Below are 18,799 nucleotides of genomic sequence, written 5' to 3'. Positions count from 1 at the left end.
TTTGAGCACATGAGTACGACCGACAAGGCGCCGACCGACAAGGCGACCGACAAGGCGACCGACACGGCGACTGGACCGGCCGACCCCTCCGAGGACGGCACCGAGCCCGCACTCGGCGCGGCCGGCGCGCAGCTCTCCACCGCCCCGCTGGAGGACGGCCCCACCGGGCCGGCCGTCGGCATCGGCGTGATCGGCTGGGCCCGCTGGTTCTGGCGCCAGCTCACCTCCATGCGCGTGGCGCTGATCCTCCTCTTCCTGCTCTCCCTGGGCGCGATCCCGGGATCCCTGGTCCCGCAGACCCAGGTCGACGCGATGAAGGTCGCCCAGTGGAAGGACGAGCACGAGTTCTGGGTGCCCGTCGCCGAGAAGCTCCAGCTCTTCGACGTCTACAGTTCGGTGTGGTTCTCCGCGATCTACATCCTGCTGTTCGTGTCGCTGATCGGCTGCATCGTCCCGCGCACCTGGCAGTTCGTCGGCCAGCTCACCGGCCGCCCGCCCGGCGCCCCCAAGCGCCTGGACCGGCTGCCCGCGTACACGACCTGGCGCACCGAGAAGACCCCGGAGGAGGTGCGCGCGTACGCGAAGACCCTCCTGAGCGGGCGGCGCTTTCGCACCGAGGCGGGCGGCACCTCCGTCGCCGCCGAGAAGGGCTACCTGCGCGAGGCCGGGAACCTGGCCTTCCACATCGCCCTGATCGTGATGCTGGTGGCGTTCGCCTGGGGCCAGCTCTTCAAGTCCGAGGGCGGCAAGCTCGTCCTGCGCGGCAAGGGCTTCTCGAACACCCTCACCCAGTACGACGACTTCAAGTACGGCGGCTTCTTCGACCCCGACGACCTGACGCCCTTCTCCTTCTCGCTGGACCGGTTCGACGCCACGTACGAGCAGACCGGCCCGCAGAAGGGCACCCCGCGGGACTTCAAGGCGTACGTGACCCTCAGCGAGGGCGTGCACGGCGCGCCCCGGAAGACCGAGATCGAGGTCAACAAGCCGCTCCCGGTCGGCGGGTCCAAGATCTACCTCCTCGGACACGGCTACGCACCGGTCATCTCGGTGACCGACCCCACCGGCAAGGTGATCTACCGCGACGCCGTGCCGATGCTGCCCTTCGACGCGAACCTGAGCTCCTCGGGCGCCGTCAAGGTCTTGGACGGCTACCGGAACAAGAACGGCGACAAGGAGCAGCTCGGCTTCAACGCCATGTTCGTGCCGACCTTCGCCGGCGAGGGCCACGGCACGATGCTCTCGCAGTTCCCCGCGCTGGACTTCCCCGTGCTCGCGCTCAGCGCCTACCACGGCGACCTGCGCGTGGACTCGGGCCTACCGCAGAACGTGTACCAGCTGAACACCTCCAAGCTGCAGGAGTTCAAGGGCGCCGACGGGCAGCTGTTCAAGCAGCGCCTCCTCCTCGGCGAGACGATGACCCTGCCGGACGGAGCGGGCTCCGTGAAGTTCGAGGGCATCGAGCGCTGGGCCACCTTCTCCATCACCCACCAGCCCGGCAGCGGGCTCGCCCTGGCCGGCGCGATCGCGGCCATCGCGGGCCTGGCCGGATCGCTGTTCATCCAGCGCCGCCGGATCTGGGTCCGCGCGGTGGCCGGCGAGGACGGCGTGACCGTCGTCGAGATGGCGGGCCTCGGCCGCAGCGAGTCCACCAAGCTCCCCGAGGAGCTGGCGCAGCTCGCCGCCGCGCTGCACGACCGGGCGCCGACGGCGCCCGCCGCACCCCCCGCCGCACCCGACGCGGCCGATCCCGTCGAAGAAACCCCTGAAGGAGAGCGCGGATGACGCCGCTCGCAGCCGCAGCCAACGAGAACCTGGCCGAGATCAGCAACTACCTGATCTATTCGTCGATGGCGGTCTACACGCTCGCCTTCTTCGCGCACATCCTGGAGTGGACCTTCGGCAGCCGCAGCAAGGTGGCCCGCACGGCCGCCGCGCTGACGGCGCGCAAGACCGGCGCGGCCGCCGCCCCCGCCGTGCAGGTGCGCGGCAAGGGCGGGGCGACCGCGGTCCTCGACAAGCCGAAGGTCGTCACCCGCTCCGCCGCCGGCACGCGCGACGTGCCGGACGGGCCGGGCGCCGCGGGCGGCGACGAGCGGGGCGACCTCTACGGGCGGATCGCGGTCTCGCTGACCGCGCTCGCCTTCCTGGTCGAGGCGGCCGGCGTGGTCGCCCGCGCGATGTCGGTCCAGCGCGCCCCCTGGGGCAACATGTACGAGTTCTCGATCACCTTCTCCACCGTGGCCGTCGGCGCGTACCTGGTGCTGCTGGCCCTGAAGAAGAACGTCCGCTGGCTCGGGCTGATCCTGGTCACCACCGTCCTGCTGGACCTCGGCATCGCGGTGACCTGGCTGTACACCGAGAGCGACCAGCTGGTGCCGGCCCTGCAGTCGTACTGGCTGTGGATCCACGTCTCCACCGCGATCTTCTGCGGCGCGGTCTTCTACATCGGCGCGGCCGGCGCGGTCCTCTACCTCCTGCGGGACGGCTACGAGAGCCACCTGGAGGCCGGTCGGGTGCCGGGACGCTTCCGGTCCTCCGTGATGGAGCGGCTCCCCTCGGCGGCCTCGCTCGACAAGTTCTCGTACCGCATCAACGCCGCCGTCTTCCCGCTGTGGACCTTCACGATCATCGCGGGCGCGATCTGGGCGGGCGACGCCTGGGGCCGCTACTGGGGCTGGGACCCCAAGGAGGTCTGGTCGTTCGTGACCTGGGTGGCCTACGCCTGCTACCTGCACGCCCGTGCCACCGCCGGCTGGAAGGGCCGCAAGGCCGCGTACCTCGCGCTCTTCGCCTTCGCCTGCTGGATCTGGAACTACTACGGCGTGAACATCCTGCTCAGCGGAAAGCACTCGTACGCGGGCGTCTGAGTCAGCGAAACCACGGAGTGAGCCCCGGCCGGGCCGCCGGTCAGGCCGGGCCGCCCTTGTCGGGTCCGGTGTCCTTGCCGGTGTCCTTGTCAGTGTCCTTGCCGGTGTCGCCGTCCTCGGCACCGCCGTCGCCGGTGCGGCCGTCCTCGCCCGGTGCCCCGTCGGCCCCGCCGTCCCGGCGTTCGCGCTTCTCGCGCCGCTCGCGGTCGTCCCGCTCGTCCCGCAGCGACTTCAGGAACTCCGGGTTGTCGTCGGGCGCCACCCACCGGGTGCGGCGTGCCCGGCCGCCGCCGAGGCCGCCCCCGCCGAGACCGCCGCCTCCGGCCGCGACCCGCTTCCTGCCCGCGGCCAGCCACACCACGGGCCCGACGATGGAGAACAGCAGGATGATGAACACCCAGGCCGCCTTGGGCAGGTGCTTGACCTCTTCCTCGGGCGTGTTCAGGCAGTCGATGAAGGCGTAGATGGTCAGCGCGAGGAGCAGCAGGAAGGGCAGATAGCGCAGCACGGTGCGGGACGACTCCCAGGCAGTGGCGGCGGGCCCGTGGCGGGCCCCGGTGACGCTTCCAGGGTAGTAGGTGACGGATACTGGCCCAATGGCTTACGACGATCTCCGCTCGCTGCTCCGGGCTCTGGAGCGGGAGGGCGACCTCAAGCGCATCAAGGCCGAAGTCGACCCGTATCTGGAGATCGGGGAGATCGTCGACAGAGTGAACAAGGCCGGCGGGCCCGCGTTGCTCTTCGAGAACGTCAAGGGCTCGGCGATGCCGCTGGCCATGAACGTCTTCGGGACCGACCGCCGCCTGCTCAAGGCCCTCGGCCTGAAGTCGTACGGCGAGATCAGCGAGAAGATCGGCGGGCTGCTGAAGCCGGAGCTGCCGCAGGGCTTCATCGGCGTCCGCGAGGCCTTCGGCAAGCTCGGCTCGATGGTCCACGTGCCGCCGAAGAAGATCAAGGGCGACGCCCCCGTCCAGGAGGTCGTGCTCACCGGCGACGACGTCGACCTCGACCGGCTGCCGGCCCTGTTCACCTGGCCGCAGGACGGCGGCTCCTTCTTCAATCTCGGGCTGACCCACACCAAGCACCCCGAGACCGGCGTCCGCAACCTCGGCCTCTACCGCCTCCAGCGCCACGACAAGCGCACCATCGGCATGCACTGGCAGATCCACAAGGACAGCCGCAACCACTACGCCGTCGCGGCGAAGCGCGGCGAGCGGCTGCCGGTCGCCATCGCCTTCGGCTGCCCGCCCGCCGTGACGTACGCGTCCACCGCGCCGCTGCCCGGGGACATCGACGAGTACCTCTTCGCCGGGTTCGTCGCGGGCAAGCGGATCGAGATGGTCGACTGCAAGACCGTGCCGCTCCAGGTCCCGGCCCACGCGGAGGTCGTGATCGAGGGCTGGCTGGAGCCCGGGGAGATGCTGCCCGAGGGGCCGTTCGGCGACCACACCGGCTTCTACACGCCGCAGGAGCCGTTCCCCGCGCTGAAGATCGACTGCGTGACCATGCGCAAGCGCCCGCTGCTCCAGTCGATCGTCGTCGGCCGGCCGCCGACGGAGGACGGGCCGCTGGGCCGCGCGACGGAGCGTTTCTTCCTCCCGCTGCTCAAGATCATCGTGCCGGACATCGTGGACTACCACCTGCCGGAGTCGGGCGGCTTCCACAACTGCGCGATCGTCTCGATCGACAAGAAGTACCCCAAGCACGCGCAGAAGGTCATGCACGCCATCTGGGGCGCGCACATGATGTCGCTGACCAAGCTGATCATCGTGGTGGACTCCGACTGCGACGTCCACGACCTGCACGAGGTGTCCTGGCGGGCCCTGGGGAACACGGACTACTCCCGCGACCTCACGGTCGTCGAGGGCCCCGTCGACCACCTGGACCACGCCTCGTACCAGCAGTTCTGGGGCGGCAAGGCCGGCATCGACGCCACGAAGAAGCTCCCCGAGGAGGGGTACACCCGCGACGGCGGCTGGCCCGACATGGTCGAGTCCGACCCGGCCACGGCGGCCCTGGTCGACAGCCGTTGGAAGGAGTACGGACTGTGAGCCCCGTCGTCGGGGGCCCGGCCCTCTTCATCGGCGGCGACGCCACGTACGTGGCCCTGGTGCGTCCGGAGCTCGATCCGGCGGACCCGGGCGTCCGCGAGGCCGCCGAGCGGGCCGGGGTCTCGCCCGAGGAGTTCGCGGGCCCCGGCAACGTCTGGGCGCTGATGCTGGACCAGGAGGACGGCGAGGGCGACGGCTTCGAGCTGCCGGGCCTGCGGGACGCCGAGGCGGAGGACTTCGCCGAGCGCCTCGCGGCCGCCCTGGCCGCGGCCGAGCCGTTCACGACCGAGGCCGGAGACGTGCTGCGGTTGGACGCCCGCCCGGTGGCGGACACCTGGGAGTTCACGGCCCGCGTCACCCCGCCCGAGGGCCAGGAGGGCGCGCCCCGGACCCTGGAGACGGGGCCGGTGCCCGCCGCCGCGCTGCTGGCCGACCTCGAAGAGTTCCGCAGGAGCCTCGCATGATGGCGACCGCCGACGGCGTGCTCGGACCCGGTCCCGCGCCGCAGGCCACCGGCAAGGTCAAGGCCTTCCTGCGGCTCGTGATGATCGAGCACTCGGTCTTCGCGCTGCCGTTCGCCTACATCGCCGCACTGACCGCCATGTTCCGGCTCGACCGGAGCGTGCACTGGGGCACGCTGCTGCTCGTCACCGTCTGCATGGTGGGGCTGCGGACCTTCGCCATGGCGGCGAACCGGATCATCGACCGGGAGATCGACTCCCGCAACCCCCGCACGGCCGGCCGTGAGCTCGTCACCGGCGCGGTCTCCGTGCGCTCGGCCTGGACCGGGGCCGGCATAGCGCTCGTGGTCTTCCTCGGCTCGGCGGCGCTGCTGAACCCGCTCTGCCTGATGCTGGCGCCCGTCGCGGTGGTCCCGATGGTGGTCTACCCGTACGGCAAGCGGTTCACGAACTTCCCGCACGCGATCCTCGGCCTCGCCCAAGCCATAGGGCCGATCGGGGCCTGGCTGGCCGTCACCGGCACGTGGTCCTGGGACGCGGTGATCCTCGGACTGGCCGTCGGCGTGTGGATCGGCGGCTTCGACCTGATCTTCGCCAGCCAGGACGTGGCCGCCGACCGCGCGGAGGGCGTCAAGTCCGTCCCGGCGCGCTTCGGCGTCGCGGCCGCGCTCTGGGGCGCCCGCGGGGCGCACGTCGTGACCACGGCCCTGCTGGCCTGGTACGCCGTGGCCACCGGCGCGGGCGCGCTGTTCTGGTGCGGCCTGCTGATCGTCGCCGCGGCCTTCGTCTACGAGCACACGATCGTCACGCCCCATGACCTGTCGCGCCTGAACCGCGCGTTCTTCACGGTCAACGGCTTCATCGGCATCGCCCTCTTCGTCTGCGCCGTCCTCGACCTGGCGCTCCGCGGCCTCACGCCGTAACCCGCGGCCCGGGGCTCACGCCGTGAGTGCCTCGCGCCGCGGCGCGGGGGCGGGGCGGCGGAAGCAGACGGCGGTGAGGACGCCCGCCACGAGGCCGATGAGGTGGGCGTACCAGCCGACCCCGGAGTCGGTGGGCAGGACGCCGAGGAACATCGAGCTGCCCCAGACCGCGGCGACCACCAGGCCGACCACCGCGTCGAGCGGCTTGCGCTCGACGAAGCCGCGCACCACCACGTAGCCGAAAAGGCCGAAGACGAGCCCGGAGGCACCCGCGCCGAGGGTGTTCGGCGGGGCGACGAGCCAGGCGCCGACGCCGACCGCGAGGGTGATCAGGGCGCTGACGGCGAGGAAGCGGCGGATGCCGCTCAGGGCGGTGATGAAGCCGAGGATCAGCAGCGGCAGGCTGTTGGACGCCACGTGGCCGAAGCCGAAGTGCAGGAAGGGATGGGCGACGACGCCGATCAGGTGATCGGGATCGCGCGGGGTGATCCCGTACGGGTCGAGGGCGTTGCCGGTGGCCTGATCCACCGCTTCGAGGACCCACAGCAGGGCGATCCAGGCGAGCATCAGCTTGCCCGCCGCCTTCGCCCGGTCGGTCCGCGTCCAGGACGGATCCGTCGTTGTGCTCATCGTCGCCCCTTCGAAGCGCCCCACCCCTGGAACGTCCCGCCACCTTACCGAGTGCCCGCCCGTGGTGGCCGGATAGTCTCGGAGGTATGACTGAGCGCAAGCGCACCCCGTGGGTGGTCGGGGTTTCCGGGGCGTCCGGGACGCCCTACGCGGCGGCCGTGCTCCGCGGGCTGCTCGCGGCGGGGGAGAGCGTCGACCTGGTGGTCAGCCGGGCCTCGCGGCTGACCCTGCTGGACGAGACCGGAATCGCCTTCCGGGACGCGCACTGGCGTGACGATCTGACGGAGTGGCTGGCGCGCGGCGCCGACGGCAAGCCGGCGACCTACCCCGGCGCCATGGACGGCGCCGACGTCCGGTACTGGGGCGCCGGGGACCTGGCGGCCGGCCCGAGCTCGGGCTCGTACCCCGTGCGGGGGATGCTGATCGTGCCGGCGTCCACGGCGTGCGTGGCGGGAGTGGCGCTCGGGCTGTCGAAGGACCTGCTCCAGCGCGTGGCGAGCGTGACGCTCAAGGAGCGGCGCCGGTTGGTGGTCGCCGTGCGGGAGACCCCGCTGAACGGGCAGACGCTCAAGCATCTGGTGGCGCTGGACGAGGCGGGCGCGATCGTGCTGCCCGCATCCCCGGGCTTCTACTCGGGCGCGACGCACATCCAGGATCTGGTGGACTTCGTCGCGGGGCGGGTGCTGGACGCGGCCGGGGTGCCGCACCGGCTGTACCGCCGCTGGGACGGCCGCCTCGGCGGAGACGCCGGGGAGGGGGAGCCCGCGGGCTCCCGTCCTCCCCGGGCGGCAAGCGCCGGTGGCTAGGCCTACTTGGTGGTGCGCGGCTTGCGGGTCCGGTCGACGCGCTGCGCGGCGGCGGGCTGGTGGGCACGGGATCGGTTGGCCAGCTCCTGGAGCTGTCGCATGTGCGCGTAGGCCATCTCGATCGTGTACACGGTGAACCACTCCTGAAGATCGTCATCGATCTGTTGAAAGATTCACAGGGTGTTGACCCTGTGTGCCTTAGATTCTATACCTAGACTTGCAGGATCGCCGAATAATGGAAGGCTCCACGTAATGGACACGGTGGACAGGCAGCTCATTCAGGCACTCCGGGAGAACGGTCGTGCCTCGTACGCGGAGCTGGGCCGTCTCGTGGGCCTCTCCGGCCCCAGCGTCACCGACCGCATCAACCGGCTGGAGACGGCCGGGGTCATCACCGGTTACCGCGCGACCGTCGACGCGGCCTCCCTGGGCCTCGGCGTCACCGCGCTGATCGGCATCTCCCTCTCCGACGCCGCGGACCACGAGGACGTGGCACGGCGGCTGCGCGACCTCGCGGAGATCGAGGACTGCTGGTTCATCGCCGGCGACGACTCCTTCATGCTGAAGGTCCGCGCCAACGACGTGGACGGCCTGGAGAAGATCATCCGCAGGCTCTCCGGTACCAAGGGCGTCTCGCGCACCCGCACCACCATCGTGCTCTCCACGAAGTGGGAGAACCGGGTCGGGGAACTGCCCGAAGAGGGCTGAGAGTACGGTTGGTGGCGGTTGCAGGCAGTACGACAGGACACATAGAGGAAGGCGGGCGAGCGGAATGGACGCTGGGCTCAAGCGTGAGCTGGAGGAGAAGGTCCGTTCCGGCGAGCGGCTGACCCGGGAGGACGGCATCGCCCTCTACGAGTCCGACGACCTGGCCTGGCTCGGCGGTCTCGCCCACGAGGTCCGCACGCGCAAGAACGGTGACGTCGTCCACTTCAACGTCAACCGCCACCTCAACATGACGAACGTGTGCACCGCGTCGTGCGCCTACTGCTCGTTCCAGCGCAAGCCGGGCGAGAAGGACGCGTACACGATGCGCATCGAAGAGGCCGTGCGCCTGGCCAAGGCCATGGAGAACGAGAACCTCACCGAGCTGCACATCGTCAACGGCCTGCACCCCAACCTTCCGTGGCGCTACTACCCGCGCTCGCTCTCCGAGCTGAAGAAGGCGCTGCCGGACGTCTCGCTCAAGGCGTTCACGGCGACCGAGATCCACCACTTCGAGACGATCTCCGGCATGTCGGCCTCCGACATCCTGGACGAGCTGATCGAGGCGGGCCTGGAGTCGCTGACCGGGGGCGGCGCGGAGATCTTCGACTGGGAGGTCCGCCAGCACATCGTCGACCACCGCACCCACTGGGAAGACTGGTCGCGCATCCACCGCCTCGCGCACTCCAAGGGGCTCAAGACCCCGGCGACCATGCTGTACGGGCACATCGAGGAGCCGCGCCACCGCGTGGACCACGTGCTCCGGCTGCGGGAGCTGCAGGACGAGACCGGCGGCTTCCAGGTCTTCATCCCGCTGCGCTACCAGCACGACTTCGTGGACATGCAGGACGGCAAGGTGCGCAACAAGCTCCAGGCGCGGACGTCGATGGCCACCGGCGCCGAGGCGCTCAAGACCTTCGCGGTCTCGCGGCTGCTGTTCGACAACGTGCCGCACGTGAAGGTCTTCTGGGTGATGCACGGCGTGCAGACCGCCCAGCTCGCGCTCCAGCACGGCGCGGACGACATGGACGGCTCGGTCGTCGAGTACAAGATCACGCATGACGCGGACAACTACGGCACCCCGAACAAGCTGGGCCGCGAGGACCTGTTGGAGCTGATCCGCGAGGCCGGCTTCCGCCCGGTCGAGCGCAACACGCGCTACGAGATCATCCGCGAGTACCCCGGCCCGGTCGCCGACCTGCGCGAGACCCCGCAGGCGATGCGCGTCTGATCCGGCGGCTGGTCGACAGATGCGCCCTGGTGAGCCCTGGCCTCGAAGGCCAGGGCCGGTCGGGGCCCGATGCGGCTGCCGCCGCACCGACCCCGCCCACCCCGCTGGGCGGGAGTCGGCGCCCGGCGTGCTTCACTGGACGGGCACGCAGACGTACCGAGGACGACGAGAGAGAAGGGGTCACCGTGTCCCGCAAGCCGAGCGCAACGATCCGCTACACCGCGATGCGCCTGGGCATCTTCGTCGGATGCCTCGTCCTCGTCGCGGGCCTCGTCCGCCTGGGCTGGGTGCCCTCCGGGCTCGGGGACGCCAACCCCGCCTGGGTCGTGCTGCTCGCCCTCGTGCTCTCCGCGCCGCTCTCCTTCGTCCTCCTGCGCAAGCAGCGGGACGAGATGTCCGTGCAGATCTCCGGACGCGTCGCGGGTGCGAAGCAGAAGCTCGCCGCGAACCGCGGCCAGGAGGACCGGGCCGACGACGCCGCGCGCGTCGGCTCGTAGGGCCCCGTCCCGTCGGCTTCGTCACACCGATACGCCGATCACGGCAGACGCACCGCACACGCGGAACACTCACGTACCCGCAGAACGCACCGAACCGCTCCAGCGCCGGGCACACCGCCCGTCATCCGCTGGGGCGTTCGTGTTTCCCGGGGCGGACAGCGGCCGCAGTGGGCAGGGGCCGCGCGCGTCGCTGTCTCAAAGGCGCCCTTTGAGATTCTCAAAGGATAAGTGTTAGCGTATTCAACATGTTGACCGCAGCCGCCCACCCGACGACCACGAGCCCTCCGCTCGTGGCGTGCCTGCGCGTCGACCACTGCCGCCGCGCGTCCGCGGCCTGTCGCTGTTGCGGCTGAGCCCCGTCCGGCTCGCCCCGGCAGCGGTCCCGGCCGGCTCCTTTCCGGCTGCCGCACCGCATTCGCACCGCACCGCATCGCCCCCGCCTGTCCTCAGCGTGTCCCCTCCGGAGAGTGTCCGTGTCCGCGACCCCCCAGGCCCCCGCCAAGGCCTCTTTCACCTTCCCCTTCTGGGCCCAGATCATCGCCGGCCTCGTGCTCGGCGTGCTCTTCGGCTGGATAGCCCGCAGCCAGGACGTCAGCTGGCTCGGCACCACCCTGGAGAAGGTCGGGGACATCTTCGTCCAGCTGCTCAAGCTGGCCATCGCCCCGCTCGTCTTCTTCGCGATCCTGGTGTCCATCACCAACCTGCGGAAGGTGAACAACGCCGCGCGGCTCGCCTCCCGCACGCTGCTCTGGTTCATGATCACGTCGCTGATCGCGGTCGGCATCGGCATCGGCATCGGCCTGCTCACCGACCCGGGCGCGGGCACCGGCCTCACCGCGGCCGACGGCAAGGACCCCAAGCGGACCGGCTCCTGGATCGACTTCCTCACCGGCATCGTCCCGACGGACATCGTCACGCCGTTCACCGAGCTCAAGGTCCTCCAGATCGTCTTCCTCGCCGTTGTCGCCGGCATCGCCGCCCTCCAGTTGGGCGACCGGGCGAAGCCGGTCCTCGACCTCGCCGAGTCCGTACTGGAGCTGCTGCAGAAGGCCCTGTGGTGGGTCATCCGGCTGGCCCCGATCGGCACCGTCGGCCTGATCGGCACCGCCATCGCCACCTACGGCTGGGAGTTGGTCGGCAAGTACGCGACCTTCACCGCCGACGTGTACATCGGCTGCGCACTGGTGATGTTCGGCGTCTACCCGCTGCTGCTCGCCACCGTCGCCAAGGTCAGCCCGGTCCAGTTCTTCAAGGGCGCCTGGCCGGCCATCCAGCTCGCCTTCGTCTCCCGCTCCTCGGTCGGCACGATGCCGGTCACCCAGAAGGTCACCGAGCGCCTCGGCGTTCCGAAGGAGTACGCGTCCTTCGCCGTCCCCTTCGGCGCCACGACCAAGATGGACGGCTGCGCCGCGATCTACCCGGCGCTCGCCGCGATCTTCATCGCGCAGATCTTCGACGTGCCGCTGGGCATCAAGGAGTACCTGCTCATCGCCTTCGTCTCGGTGGTCGGTTCGGCCGCCACGGCGGGTCTGACCGGCGCGACGGTCATGCTGACCCTGACCCTCTCCACGTTGGGGCTGCCGCTCGCCGGCGTCGGCCTGCTGATGGCGATCGACCCGATCCTGGACATGATGCGCACGGCCACCAACGTGGCCGGCCAGGCGGTCGTCCCGGTCATCGTCGCGGCCCGCGAGGGGATCCTGGACAAGGAGGCCTACGCCTCCGCCTCGTCCTCGCCGCTCGACGAGCCGGCCGCGCCCGTCGCCCCGGCCGCGTCCGCCGAGGCGGAGCCGGTCACCGTCGCCGCCTGATCCTCGCCCCGCACTCGTCGCAGCCCTCGCCCCCGTCCGGGCGGGGGCTGCGGCGTACCCGCCCGTACGGCGACCGGGCCGGCGGGCGCGTCGTGGGGCGGTGGCGTGGAGCGTCGGTGAAGAAGGGTGCACAGGGGGTGGCCGAGCGGGTTACCGGTGCGTAGATTACCGGCGGTAACGCCCGTGTCGAGCCGAGGAGACCGCACCGTGGACGCCGCGCTCAGGCTGGTCGGATCCGTAGAGCCCGCCAAGACCGTCATCGGCGGGGTGGTGCGCGAAGTGCGGGTTCCCCCGCTGGCGCCGGTCCAGGCGCACGGATCGCTCGGGGACATCCCCTTCGACAACGCCCGGGAGGCGCCCCGCGACCCGGTGCTCGCGCGCAAGGAGCGGGACGGGACCTGGCGGGACGTCTCGGCCGCCGAGTTCGCGGCCGAAGTGCTCGCCGTCGCGAAGGGGCTGATCGCCGAAGGGCTGCGGGAGGGCGACCGGCTCGCCATCATGGCCCGCACCACCTACGAATGGACCCTGCTCGACTTCGCGGGATGGGCCGCCGGGCTGGTCACCGTACCGATCTACCCGACCTCCTCCGCGCTCCAGGCCCGCTGGATCATCCAGGATTCCGGAGCCGTGGCCTGCGCCGTCGAGGACACCGCGCAGGCCCGCCTGATCAGTGCCGACCGGGCCGCGATGCCCTGGCTGACGCACCTGTGGGAGTTCGACACGGGCGCGGTGGCCCGGTTGGTCAAGGCCGGGGAGCGACTGCCCAACGCGGTCGTGCACGGACGGCGGGCGGCCCGTACGCCGGAGTCCGTCGCCACGATCATCTACACCTCCGGCACCACCGGACAGCCCAAGGGCTGCGTGATCACCCACGCCAACTTCTTCGCCGAGGTGGACAACTCGGTGGAACTGCTGCACCCGGTCTTCAAGTCGGTCAGCGAGGACCCCGCCTCGACCCTGCTGTTCCTGCCGCTCAGCCACGTCTTCGGACGGATGGTGGCCGTCGGCTGCATGCGGGCCCGCGTCAAGCTCGGGCACGCGCCCAGCATCGCCACCGAGGACCTGCTCGCCGACCTGGCCGGATTCCGGCCGACCTTCCTCCTCGCCATCCCCTACGTCCTGGAGAAGGTCTACAACACCGCCCGCGCCACCGCCGAGCGGATGGGCCGGGCCTCCTCCTTCGACCGCGCCGCCCGGATCGCGCGCCGCTTCGCCGAGACCGCCCCCGGCAAGCGGCCCGGGCCCGTACTGCGCGCGGCCCGCGCCCTGTACGACCCGCTCGTCTACCGGCGGATCCGGGCCGCGCTCGGCGGCCGGGTGCGCTACGTCCTGAGCGGCGGCTCGCCGCTGGGCCGGCGGCTCGCCGCCTTCTACACGGGCGCCGGCATCGAGGTCTTCGAGGGCTACGGACTGACGGAGACCACCGGCGCGAGCACCGTGACCCCGCCGCTGAGCCCCCGGCTGGGCACGGTGGGCTGGCCGCTGCCGGGCACGGCCGTACGCATCGCCGACGACGGGGAGGTGCTGCTGGGCGGCCGGCACGTGTTCGCCGGGTACTGGAACACCGGGCACGCCGTCCCGCCGGGGAGCTGGCTGCCGACCGGAGACATCGGAGAGCTCGACGCCGACGGGTACCTGACCATCACCGGCCGCAAGAAGGACCTGATCATCACCTCGGGCGGCAAGAACGTGGCCCCCGCGCCGCTGGAGGACTGGCTGCGCGCCCATCCGCTGGTCGGCCAGTGCATGGTGGTCGGCGACAACCGGCCGTACGTCACCGCGCTGATCACCCTGGAACCGGACGGACTGGAGCACTGGCGGCAGATGCGCAAGAAGCAGGGCCTGCCGATCAGGGAGCTGGTGCGGGACGAGGAACTGCGGGCGGACCTCCAGCGGGCGGTGGACGAGGCGAACCGGCTCGTCTCCCGGGCGGAGTCGATACGGCGCTTCACCGTGCTGCCGGCGGACTTCACGCAGGAGCGCGGCCATCTGACCCCCTCCCTCAAGCTCCGGCGCGCCGCCATCGCACGGGACTACCGGGACGAGATCGACGCGCTGTACCGGGGGCCGCGCGAGTCCGGGGCCTGAGCCGGGCCCCCGGTACAGCGGGGGTTCGGGGCACGGGCGTGGGGGTGCGGCGACCGGGGCGGCCCCCGGTCGCCGCGGCTCCGCCCGCTGGACGCGCGGGGCCGTCGGGGCGCGCTTATGGTGGGCTGACTGGTCCGGGGGGCCCGTCCGAGGAGGGCGCAGTGCCCCGATGCCGCATACGCCCGCGCTCCCGTACCGGGGTCGCCGCCGCGGCCTGCGTGCTGCTCCTGGTCGGCCTCGGCACCACCCCGGACGCCGCCCCCGTCGCCGCGCTCGGCCCCGCCCCGAGCCCCCCTCCGACGGTCGCGCCGACCGGCGGGGACCCCCTGCAGCGGTTCCACGGGCAGCGCGTGCGGTGGGGGAAGTGCCCCGAGCGGGACGCGCCCGCCGTGATGCGGTGCGCGACGATCGCCGTGCCGCTCGACCACGACCACCCGGCCAAGGGCACGGTCCGGGTCGCGGTGGCCCGCATCCCGGCCACCGACCGCGAGAAGCGCATCGGCTCGCTCCTGCTGAACTTCGGCGGCCCCGGCTCCCCGGGCATCGCCACCCTCGCCGACGACCCCGACGTCTTCGCCGACCTCGGTGAGCGCTACGACCTCGTCGCCTTCGACCCCCGCGGCGTCGGCCGCAGCGAGCCCGTCTCCTGCGGAGGCTCCCAGTCGGTCCAGGACGAGGAGGTCGGCGACGCCGCCTCCCAGCTGGCCGCCCTGCGGGCCGTGGTGCGGCGCTGCGAGCTCGCCTCCGGGCCGGTCCTCCCGTACATCGGCACCGTCCACGTCTCCCGCGACATGGACGTGATCAGGCGGGTCCTCGGCGACCGGAAGCTCAACTTCCTGGGCTTCTCCTACGGGACGCGGCTCGGGGCCGTCCACGCCGCGCAGTTCCCGCGGAGCATCGGGCGGATGGTCCTGGACGGGGTCGACACCCTGAGCGAACCGCTGGCCGAGCAGGCCCTCGTATCGGCGCGCGGCCAGCAGCGGGCCCTGGAGCGCTTCCTGTCCTGGTGCGCCCGCCGGCACGACTGCGTCTACGGGAGCAACACCCGCACCGCCAAGGAGAAGGTGGCCGACCTGGTGACGCGGCTCGACGAGAGGCCGCTCGTCGGGGACGACGGCTCGTACATGACCGGCCAGGACGTCGTCACCTCCATCGGCGTCGCCCTGTACTCGAAGACGATGTGGCCCGACCTCGCCGAGGCGCTGGCGGCGGCCGAACGGCGCCGCGACCCGGAGGGACTGCTCCACCTGGGCGGCCCGACGCAGCCGCCGACCGATGACGACGACGACGGCGGCGGACCGGGCGAGGGCCCGGCCGTACCCGCGGACAACGGCGACGCCGCCCTGGTCGCCGTGAACTGCGCGGACGACCCGGACCGGTCGAACGCCCGGGCGGACCCGGCGGCCGTCGAAAAGGAAGTGACCGACCGCACCGCCGAGTTCACCAAGGCCTCGGAGATCTTCGGGCCGTACCAGCTGATGACGGTGCTCTCCTGCTACGGCCGTCCGGCGGGCACCGACTTCATCCGCAACATCGACCGCCCGGGCGCTCCGCGCATGCTGCTCGTCGGCACCCGGGGCGACCCGGCCACCCCGTACGAGTGGACGGAGGAGACCGCCGAGCGCCTCGGTTCGGCGGTGGTCCTGGACCACAAGGGCGACGGGCACACGGGATACGAGTCCTCGCCCTGCGTCCAGGAGTACGTGCACCACTTCCTGCTCGACGGCCGGCTCCCCGGCGGCACGCGGTCCTGCCCCGCCGGCGACTGAACCGGGCCGGTCGGGAGGCCAGCTCGGAGTCGCCCAACTGTGGTGGTTTGCCCAGGCATCGAATATCTCCGATCTCGTCGTCGATCTTCACGTACAGTCCGGCGATGAGGGTGTCCAGGTGCTCGTTTGTCAGCAGACGATCTCGGCGCCCTCCCTATGCTTCGGGGCAAGACTCCTTCCTCAGTGAGGTGACTCCTGAGCAGTCGACATCGGCCGGCCGAGTGTCAGGGTTGGCCCGCGGGATGGCTGTCCGCAGCTGCGGGGCGTCGGGGGAGTTCGTGAACTGTGCTGCTTCGCGTGCCATCTCGGCGGTGAGGGCCCAGCGTTCGTGGTCCCTCCACTCGCCGTTGATGTACTGGAAGGCAGTCGATGTGCCCTCGTGCTGAAAGCCCAGCCGTCTGATGAGGTTCAGCGAGGAAGTGTTGTCCGGCTGGATGTTCGCCTCCAGTCGGTGCAGGTCCAGCTGGCCGAAGGCGAGCTGGACCACGAGCCTGAGGCCTTCGGTCATATAGCCACGGCCGGTCGTAGAGGCGTAGGAGGTGTAGCCCAGGGTTCCGCTCTGGAGGGTGCCTCGGACGATGTTGTTGATGTTGACGCCGCCCACGATCGAGCCAGTGCTGCACAGGCACATCACGAAGCCCTCATGAGTGGGCTGCTCGAACCGCTCAAGGTAGGCCTCGAACGCTTCGACCGTGTTCTCGCGAGCACCCAGCCAGCGACGAAGCATCTCGGCGCTCTCCTGGGCCAGCTCCGTGAGCTCGGCGTAGTCCTGTCTGCGGACGTGGCGTAGGGCCACTCGCGGCCCTTGCAGGAGGTAGCTGGTGATTGCCATCCGGGGATCCTATGCATGCAGCCTGTTCATGCATGCGTCTGGCGGCCAGCCAGGCGCCGGCGGCCGGGGCCTGGGTGATCACACCGCTGACGTGCTCTCCGACCCAGACGGCATCGAACTCGAACTTCGCCCCCGGGCGCACCAGTCGGACCGCAGCTCGCGGCCCACCGCGTACGGGATCAGCTCGTCGGCGAGCGCGTGGTACTGGTACACCGGTGCGGCCGGCGCCGTGCTCCCGAGCCGGCTCTGGTTCAGCCGGGCCCGCCAGCCGGGCCGGGCGAGCGGGTCGCGCGTGGTCAGGTCGGAGATCCGCTCGAAGGAGCCGGCGACGGCGTCGATCGCTTCGGGGCGGAGCGCACGGGCGCCGCCTTCGACGCGGGCCGGCTGACCGCGCCGCTGGTGCGGGACGAGCCCGCGCTCGACGCAGAGTGAAGGGGCGTGGGTATATGTTCGGCCATGTAAGGAGCTCCCCGGCCGGACCCGCCCGTGCCCCTGCGGGGGAGAGGTTCCGGGTAGGGCTACCCGTGCGGCCCCCTGCCCGGGTTTCCGAGGGCGGCGGCCAGGAGGAGCAGGGCCGCCGGCCAGAACGCGGCCATGCCCGAGAAGAGGGCGCAGAGGCCCCACGCGAGCAGGGTGAGGCCGATGGCCGTGCAGGTGCGGGCGAAGGCGCGTTGGTGGTTGAGGAGGAACCAGGGGGCGGCGGTGGCCAGGGCGGCTATGACGGTCGGGCGCAGGAAGTCGTTGGCGAGGGGGACGCGCACGGCGGCGAGCAATGCCACTGCGGCGAGGACCCGTTGGATCCAGTGGACTCTTTCCATGACGTCATTGAACATGTTCAACTGAACGTGTTCAATGAGAAAGTCCTCCTGAGGTGTCACAAGGGTGGGCCGAGCGGTGTCTTGAGGCCGAACACCCCTTGACGGAGGAGCGGATATGAACACCAACGTGGTTGTGATCGGTGGCGGTTACGCGGGCGTCATGGCGGCCAACCGGCTGACGCGGCGCGAGGACGTGAGCGTGACGCTGATCAACCCCCGCCCGAGCTTCGTCCACCGCATCCGCCTGCACCAGCTGGTGGGCGGCACCGACAGCGCGGTCGTCGACTACCGGGAGGTCCTGGCCGAGGGGGTCGCTCTGGTGGTCGACAGCGTGGCGCGGATAGACGCGCCCACCCGCACCCTCGATCTCGCCTCGGGCGGCACGGTCGGCTACGACTACCTGGTCTACGCGGTCGGCAGCGGCAGCGCCGACCCGCGGGTCCCCGGGGCCGCCGAGTTCGCCCACCCGATCGCCACCTTGGAGGAGGCGCAGCGGCTGCGGCCGGTCCTCGAAGCCTCGAACGGCGCGGTGACCGTGGTCGGCGCGGGTCCGACCGGCATCGAGACCGCCGCCGAGCTGGCGGAGGCCGGCCGCGCCGTGACCCTGCTCTGCGCCGACGTGCTCGGCCCGTACCTGCACCCGCGCGGCCGGAAGTCGGTCGCCGGGCGGCTGGCCAAGCTCGGAGTGACCGTGCTCGAAGACGCCAGGGTGGCCTCGGTGACCCCCGGCAGCGTCCGGATCGCGGACGGCCGCGAGCTGCCGAGCGAGGTGACCGTCTGGACCGTCGGCTTCGGCGTCCCGGACCTGGCCGCCCGCAGCGGCCTGACCACCGACGCCCTGGGCCGCCTCCTCACGGACGAGACGCTGACCAGTGTGGACGACGCCCGCATCATCGCGGCCGGCGACTCGGCCGCCCCCTCGGGCCTGCCGCTGCGCATGAGCTGCCAGGCCGCCATGCCCATGGGTGCCCGGGCCGCCGACACGGTCCTCAGCCGTGTCGCGGGCGAGGAGCCCGCCACCCTCAACCAGTCGTTCGCCGCGCAGTGCATCAGCCTCGGCCGGGGCGACGGCATCTTCCAGTTCGCCACCCGCGCCGACGTCGCGATCTGGTTCAAGGTCGACGGCCGCCTGGGCGCGAAGCTCAAGGAGACCGTCTGCAAGGGCGTCGTCAAGCACCTCGCCGACGAGGCCGGCAAGCCCGGCGGCTACCGCCTGCACCTCATGTCGGGAGGCGGCAAGCGCCAGGAGCTGCTCCAGGCCAAGCGTGAAGAGGTAGCCGTCACGGCCTAGCGTGACGGCCACCTAC

At 71.3% G+C, this 18,799-nt stretch carries 19 protein-coding genes; 14 read left to right on the top strand and 5 right to left on the bottom strand.

Annotated features, from left to right (window positions below; genetic code table 11):
* Positions 1-9: 9 nt before the first annotated feature.
* Positions 10-1,785, top strand: coding sequence for a cytochrome c biogenesis protein ResB (gene resB / locus ACWFQ8_RS03810; RefSeq protein ID WP_453784547.1), 1,776 nt, complete (start codon positions 10-12; stop codon positions 1,783-1,785).
* Positions 1,782-2,870 (top strand): c-type cytochrome biogenesis protein CcsB, encoded by a 1,089-nt coding sequence (gene ccsB, locus ACWFQ8_RS03805; protein ID WP_453784546.1) that lies wholly within the window; start codon positions 1,782-1,784, stop codon positions 2,868-2,870. The genes resB and ccsB overlap by 4 nt, the downstream gene beginning before the upstream one ends.
* Before the next feature lie 40 nt (positions 2,871-2,910).
* Here the strand turns inward: ccsB and ACWFQ8_RS03800 are convergent, their stop codons facing one another.
* Positions 2,911-3,378 carry a PLD nuclease N-terminal domain-containing protein gene (locus ACWFQ8_RS03800; RefSeq protein WP_453784545.1) on the bottom strand — a complete coding sequence of 156 codons (468 nt, stop codon included), beginning with the start codon at positions 3,376-3,378 and terminating at the stop codon, positions 2,911-2,913.
* 88 nt (positions 3,379-3,466) lie between these two features.
* Here ACWFQ8_RS03800 and ACWFQ8_RS03795 point away from each other — a divergent pair, with 88 nt between their 5' ends.
* From ACWFQ8_RS03795 to mqnP, 3 genes are read left to right on the top strand one after another with little or no spacing between them, the layout of a single operon-like run.
* Positions 3,467-4,921, top strand: a complete 1,455-nt coding sequence (locus tag ACWFQ8_RS03795; protein ID WP_453784544.1) for a menaquinone biosynthesis decarboxylase — start codon at positions 3,467-3,469, stop codon at positions 4,919-4,921.
* Complete coding sequence (locus ACWFQ8_RS03790; RefSeq protein ID WP_453784543.1) at positions 4,918-5,385, top strand: hypothetical protein; 468 nt, start codon at positions 4,918-4,920, stop codon at positions 5,383-5,385. The genes ACWFQ8_RS03795 and ACWFQ8_RS03790 overlap by 4 nt, the downstream gene beginning before the upstream one ends.
* On the top strand, positions 5,382-6,305 hold the full coding sequence (gene mqnP, locus ACWFQ8_RS03785) for a menaquinone biosynthesis prenyltransferase MqnP (protein ID WP_453784542.1): 924 nt from the start codon (positions 5,382-5,384) through the stop codon (positions 6,303-6,305). The genes ACWFQ8_RS03790 and mqnP overlap by 4 nt, the downstream gene beginning before the upstream one ends.
* 15 nt (positions 6,306-6,320) lie before the next feature.
* Here mqnP and ACWFQ8_RS03780 read toward each other — a convergent pair whose 3' ends face one another.
* A complete protein-coding gene (locus ACWFQ8_RS03780) occupies positions 6,321-6,935 on the bottom strand; it encodes a rhomboid family intramembrane serine protease (RefSeq protein ID WP_453784541.1) in 615 nt (204 codons plus the stop codon).
* Between the two features lie 86 nt (positions 6,936-7,021).
* Here ACWFQ8_RS03780 and ACWFQ8_RS03775 point away from each other — a divergent pair, with 86 nt between their 5' ends.
* Positions 7,022-7,741: a UbiX family flavin prenyltransferase gene (locus ACWFQ8_RS03775; RefSeq protein WP_453784540.1), complete on the top strand. Its 720-nt coding sequence runs from the start codon at positions 7,022-7,024 to the stop codon at positions 7,739-7,741.
* 2 nt (positions 7,742-7,743) lie between these two features.
* On the opposite strand, the gene ACWFQ8_RS03770 is transcribed toward ACWFQ8_RS03775, so the two are convergent.
* Entirely contained in the window at positions 7,744-7,872 is a 129-nt protein-coding gene (locus ACWFQ8_RS03770) for a hypothetical protein (RefSeq protein ID WP_453784628.1), read from the bottom strand.
* A 121-nt stretch (positions 7,873-7,993) separates the two neighbouring features.
* Here ACWFQ8_RS03770 and ACWFQ8_RS03765 point away from each other — a divergent pair, with 121 nt between their 5' ends.
* From ACWFQ8_RS03765 to ACWFQ8_RS03740, 6 genes are all read left to right on the top strand, one after another.
* Positions 7,994-8,449 carry an Lrp/AsnC family transcriptional regulator gene (locus ACWFQ8_RS03765; RefSeq protein ID WP_384540255.1) on the top strand — a complete coding sequence of 152 codons (456 nt, stop codon included), beginning with the start codon at positions 7,994-7,996 and terminating at the stop codon, positions 8,447-8,449.
* A 64-nt stretch (positions 8,450-8,513) separates the two neighbouring features.
* Positions 8,514-9,677 (top strand): aminofutalosine synthase MqnE, encoded by a 1,164-nt coding sequence (mqnE, locus tag ACWFQ8_RS03760; RefSeq protein ID WP_453784539.1) that lies wholly within the window; start codon positions 8,514-8,516, stop codon positions 9,675-9,677.
* 224 nt (positions 9,678-9,901) lie between these two features.
* Entirely contained in the window at positions 9,902-10,174 is a 273-nt protein-coding gene (locus ACWFQ8_RS03755) for a DUF4229 domain-containing protein (protein ID WP_453784625.1), read from the top strand.
* A 467-nt stretch (positions 10,175-10,641) separates the two neighbouring features.
* On the top strand, positions 10,642-11,985 hold the full coding sequence (locus tag ACWFQ8_RS03750) for a dicarboxylate/amino acid:cation symporter (RefSeq protein ID WP_453784538.1): 1,344 nt from the start codon (positions 10,642-10,644) through the stop codon (positions 11,983-11,985).
* Positions 11,986-12,192: 207 nt separating this feature from the next.
* Positions 12,193-14,073 (top strand): AMP-dependent synthetase/ligase, encoded by a 1,881-nt coding sequence (locus tag ACWFQ8_RS03745; protein WP_453784537.1) that lies wholly within the window; start codon positions 12,193-12,195, stop codon positions 14,071-14,073.
* A gap of 161 nt (positions 14,074-14,234) precedes the next feature.
* Positions 14,235-15,842, top strand: coding sequence for an alpha/beta hydrolase (locus ACWFQ8_RS03740; RefSeq protein ID WP_453784536.1), 1,608 nt, complete (start codon positions 14,235-14,237; stop codon positions 15,840-15,842).
* 154 nt (positions 15,843-15,996) lie between these two features.
* On the opposite strand, the gene ACWFQ8_RS03735 is transcribed toward ACWFQ8_RS03740, so the two are convergent.
* Positions 15,997-16,674 carry a GNAT family N-acetyltransferase gene (locus ACWFQ8_RS03735; RefSeq protein ID WP_453784535.1) on the bottom strand — a complete coding sequence of 226 codons (678 nt, stop codon included), beginning with the start codon at positions 16,672-16,674 and terminating at the stop codon, positions 15,997-15,999.
* A 91-nt stretch (positions 16,675-16,765) separates the two neighbouring features.
* Here ACWFQ8_RS03735 and ACWFQ8_RS03730 point away from each other — a divergent pair, with 91 nt between their 5' ends.
* A complete protein-coding gene (locus ACWFQ8_RS03730; protein WP_453784534.1) occupies positions 16,766-17,062 on the top strand; it encodes a hypothetical protein in 297 nt (98 codons plus the stop codon).
* A gap of 130 nt (positions 17,063-17,192) precedes the next feature.
* Here the strand turns inward: ACWFQ8_RS03730 and ACWFQ8_RS03725 are convergent, their stop codons facing one another.
* Positions 17,193-17,492: a hypothetical protein gene (locus ACWFQ8_RS03725; RefSeq protein ID WP_453784533.1), complete on the bottom strand. Its 300-nt coding sequence runs from the start codon at positions 17,490-17,492 to the stop codon at positions 17,193-17,195.
* 115 nt (positions 17,493-17,607) lie between these two features.
* Between ACWFQ8_RS03725 and ACWFQ8_RS03720 the strand changes: the two genes are divergently transcribed.
* Entirely contained in the window at positions 17,608-18,783 is a 1,176-nt protein-coding gene (locus ACWFQ8_RS03720) for an NAD(P)/FAD-dependent oxidoreductase (protein ID WP_453784532.1), read from the top strand.
* The last annotated feature ends 16 nt before the right edge of the window (positions 18,784-18,799 follow it).

Source organism: Streptomyces sp. NPDC055254 (assembly GCF_053606025.1).
This window is presented reverse-complemented; position numbering and strand designations above follow the sequence as displayed.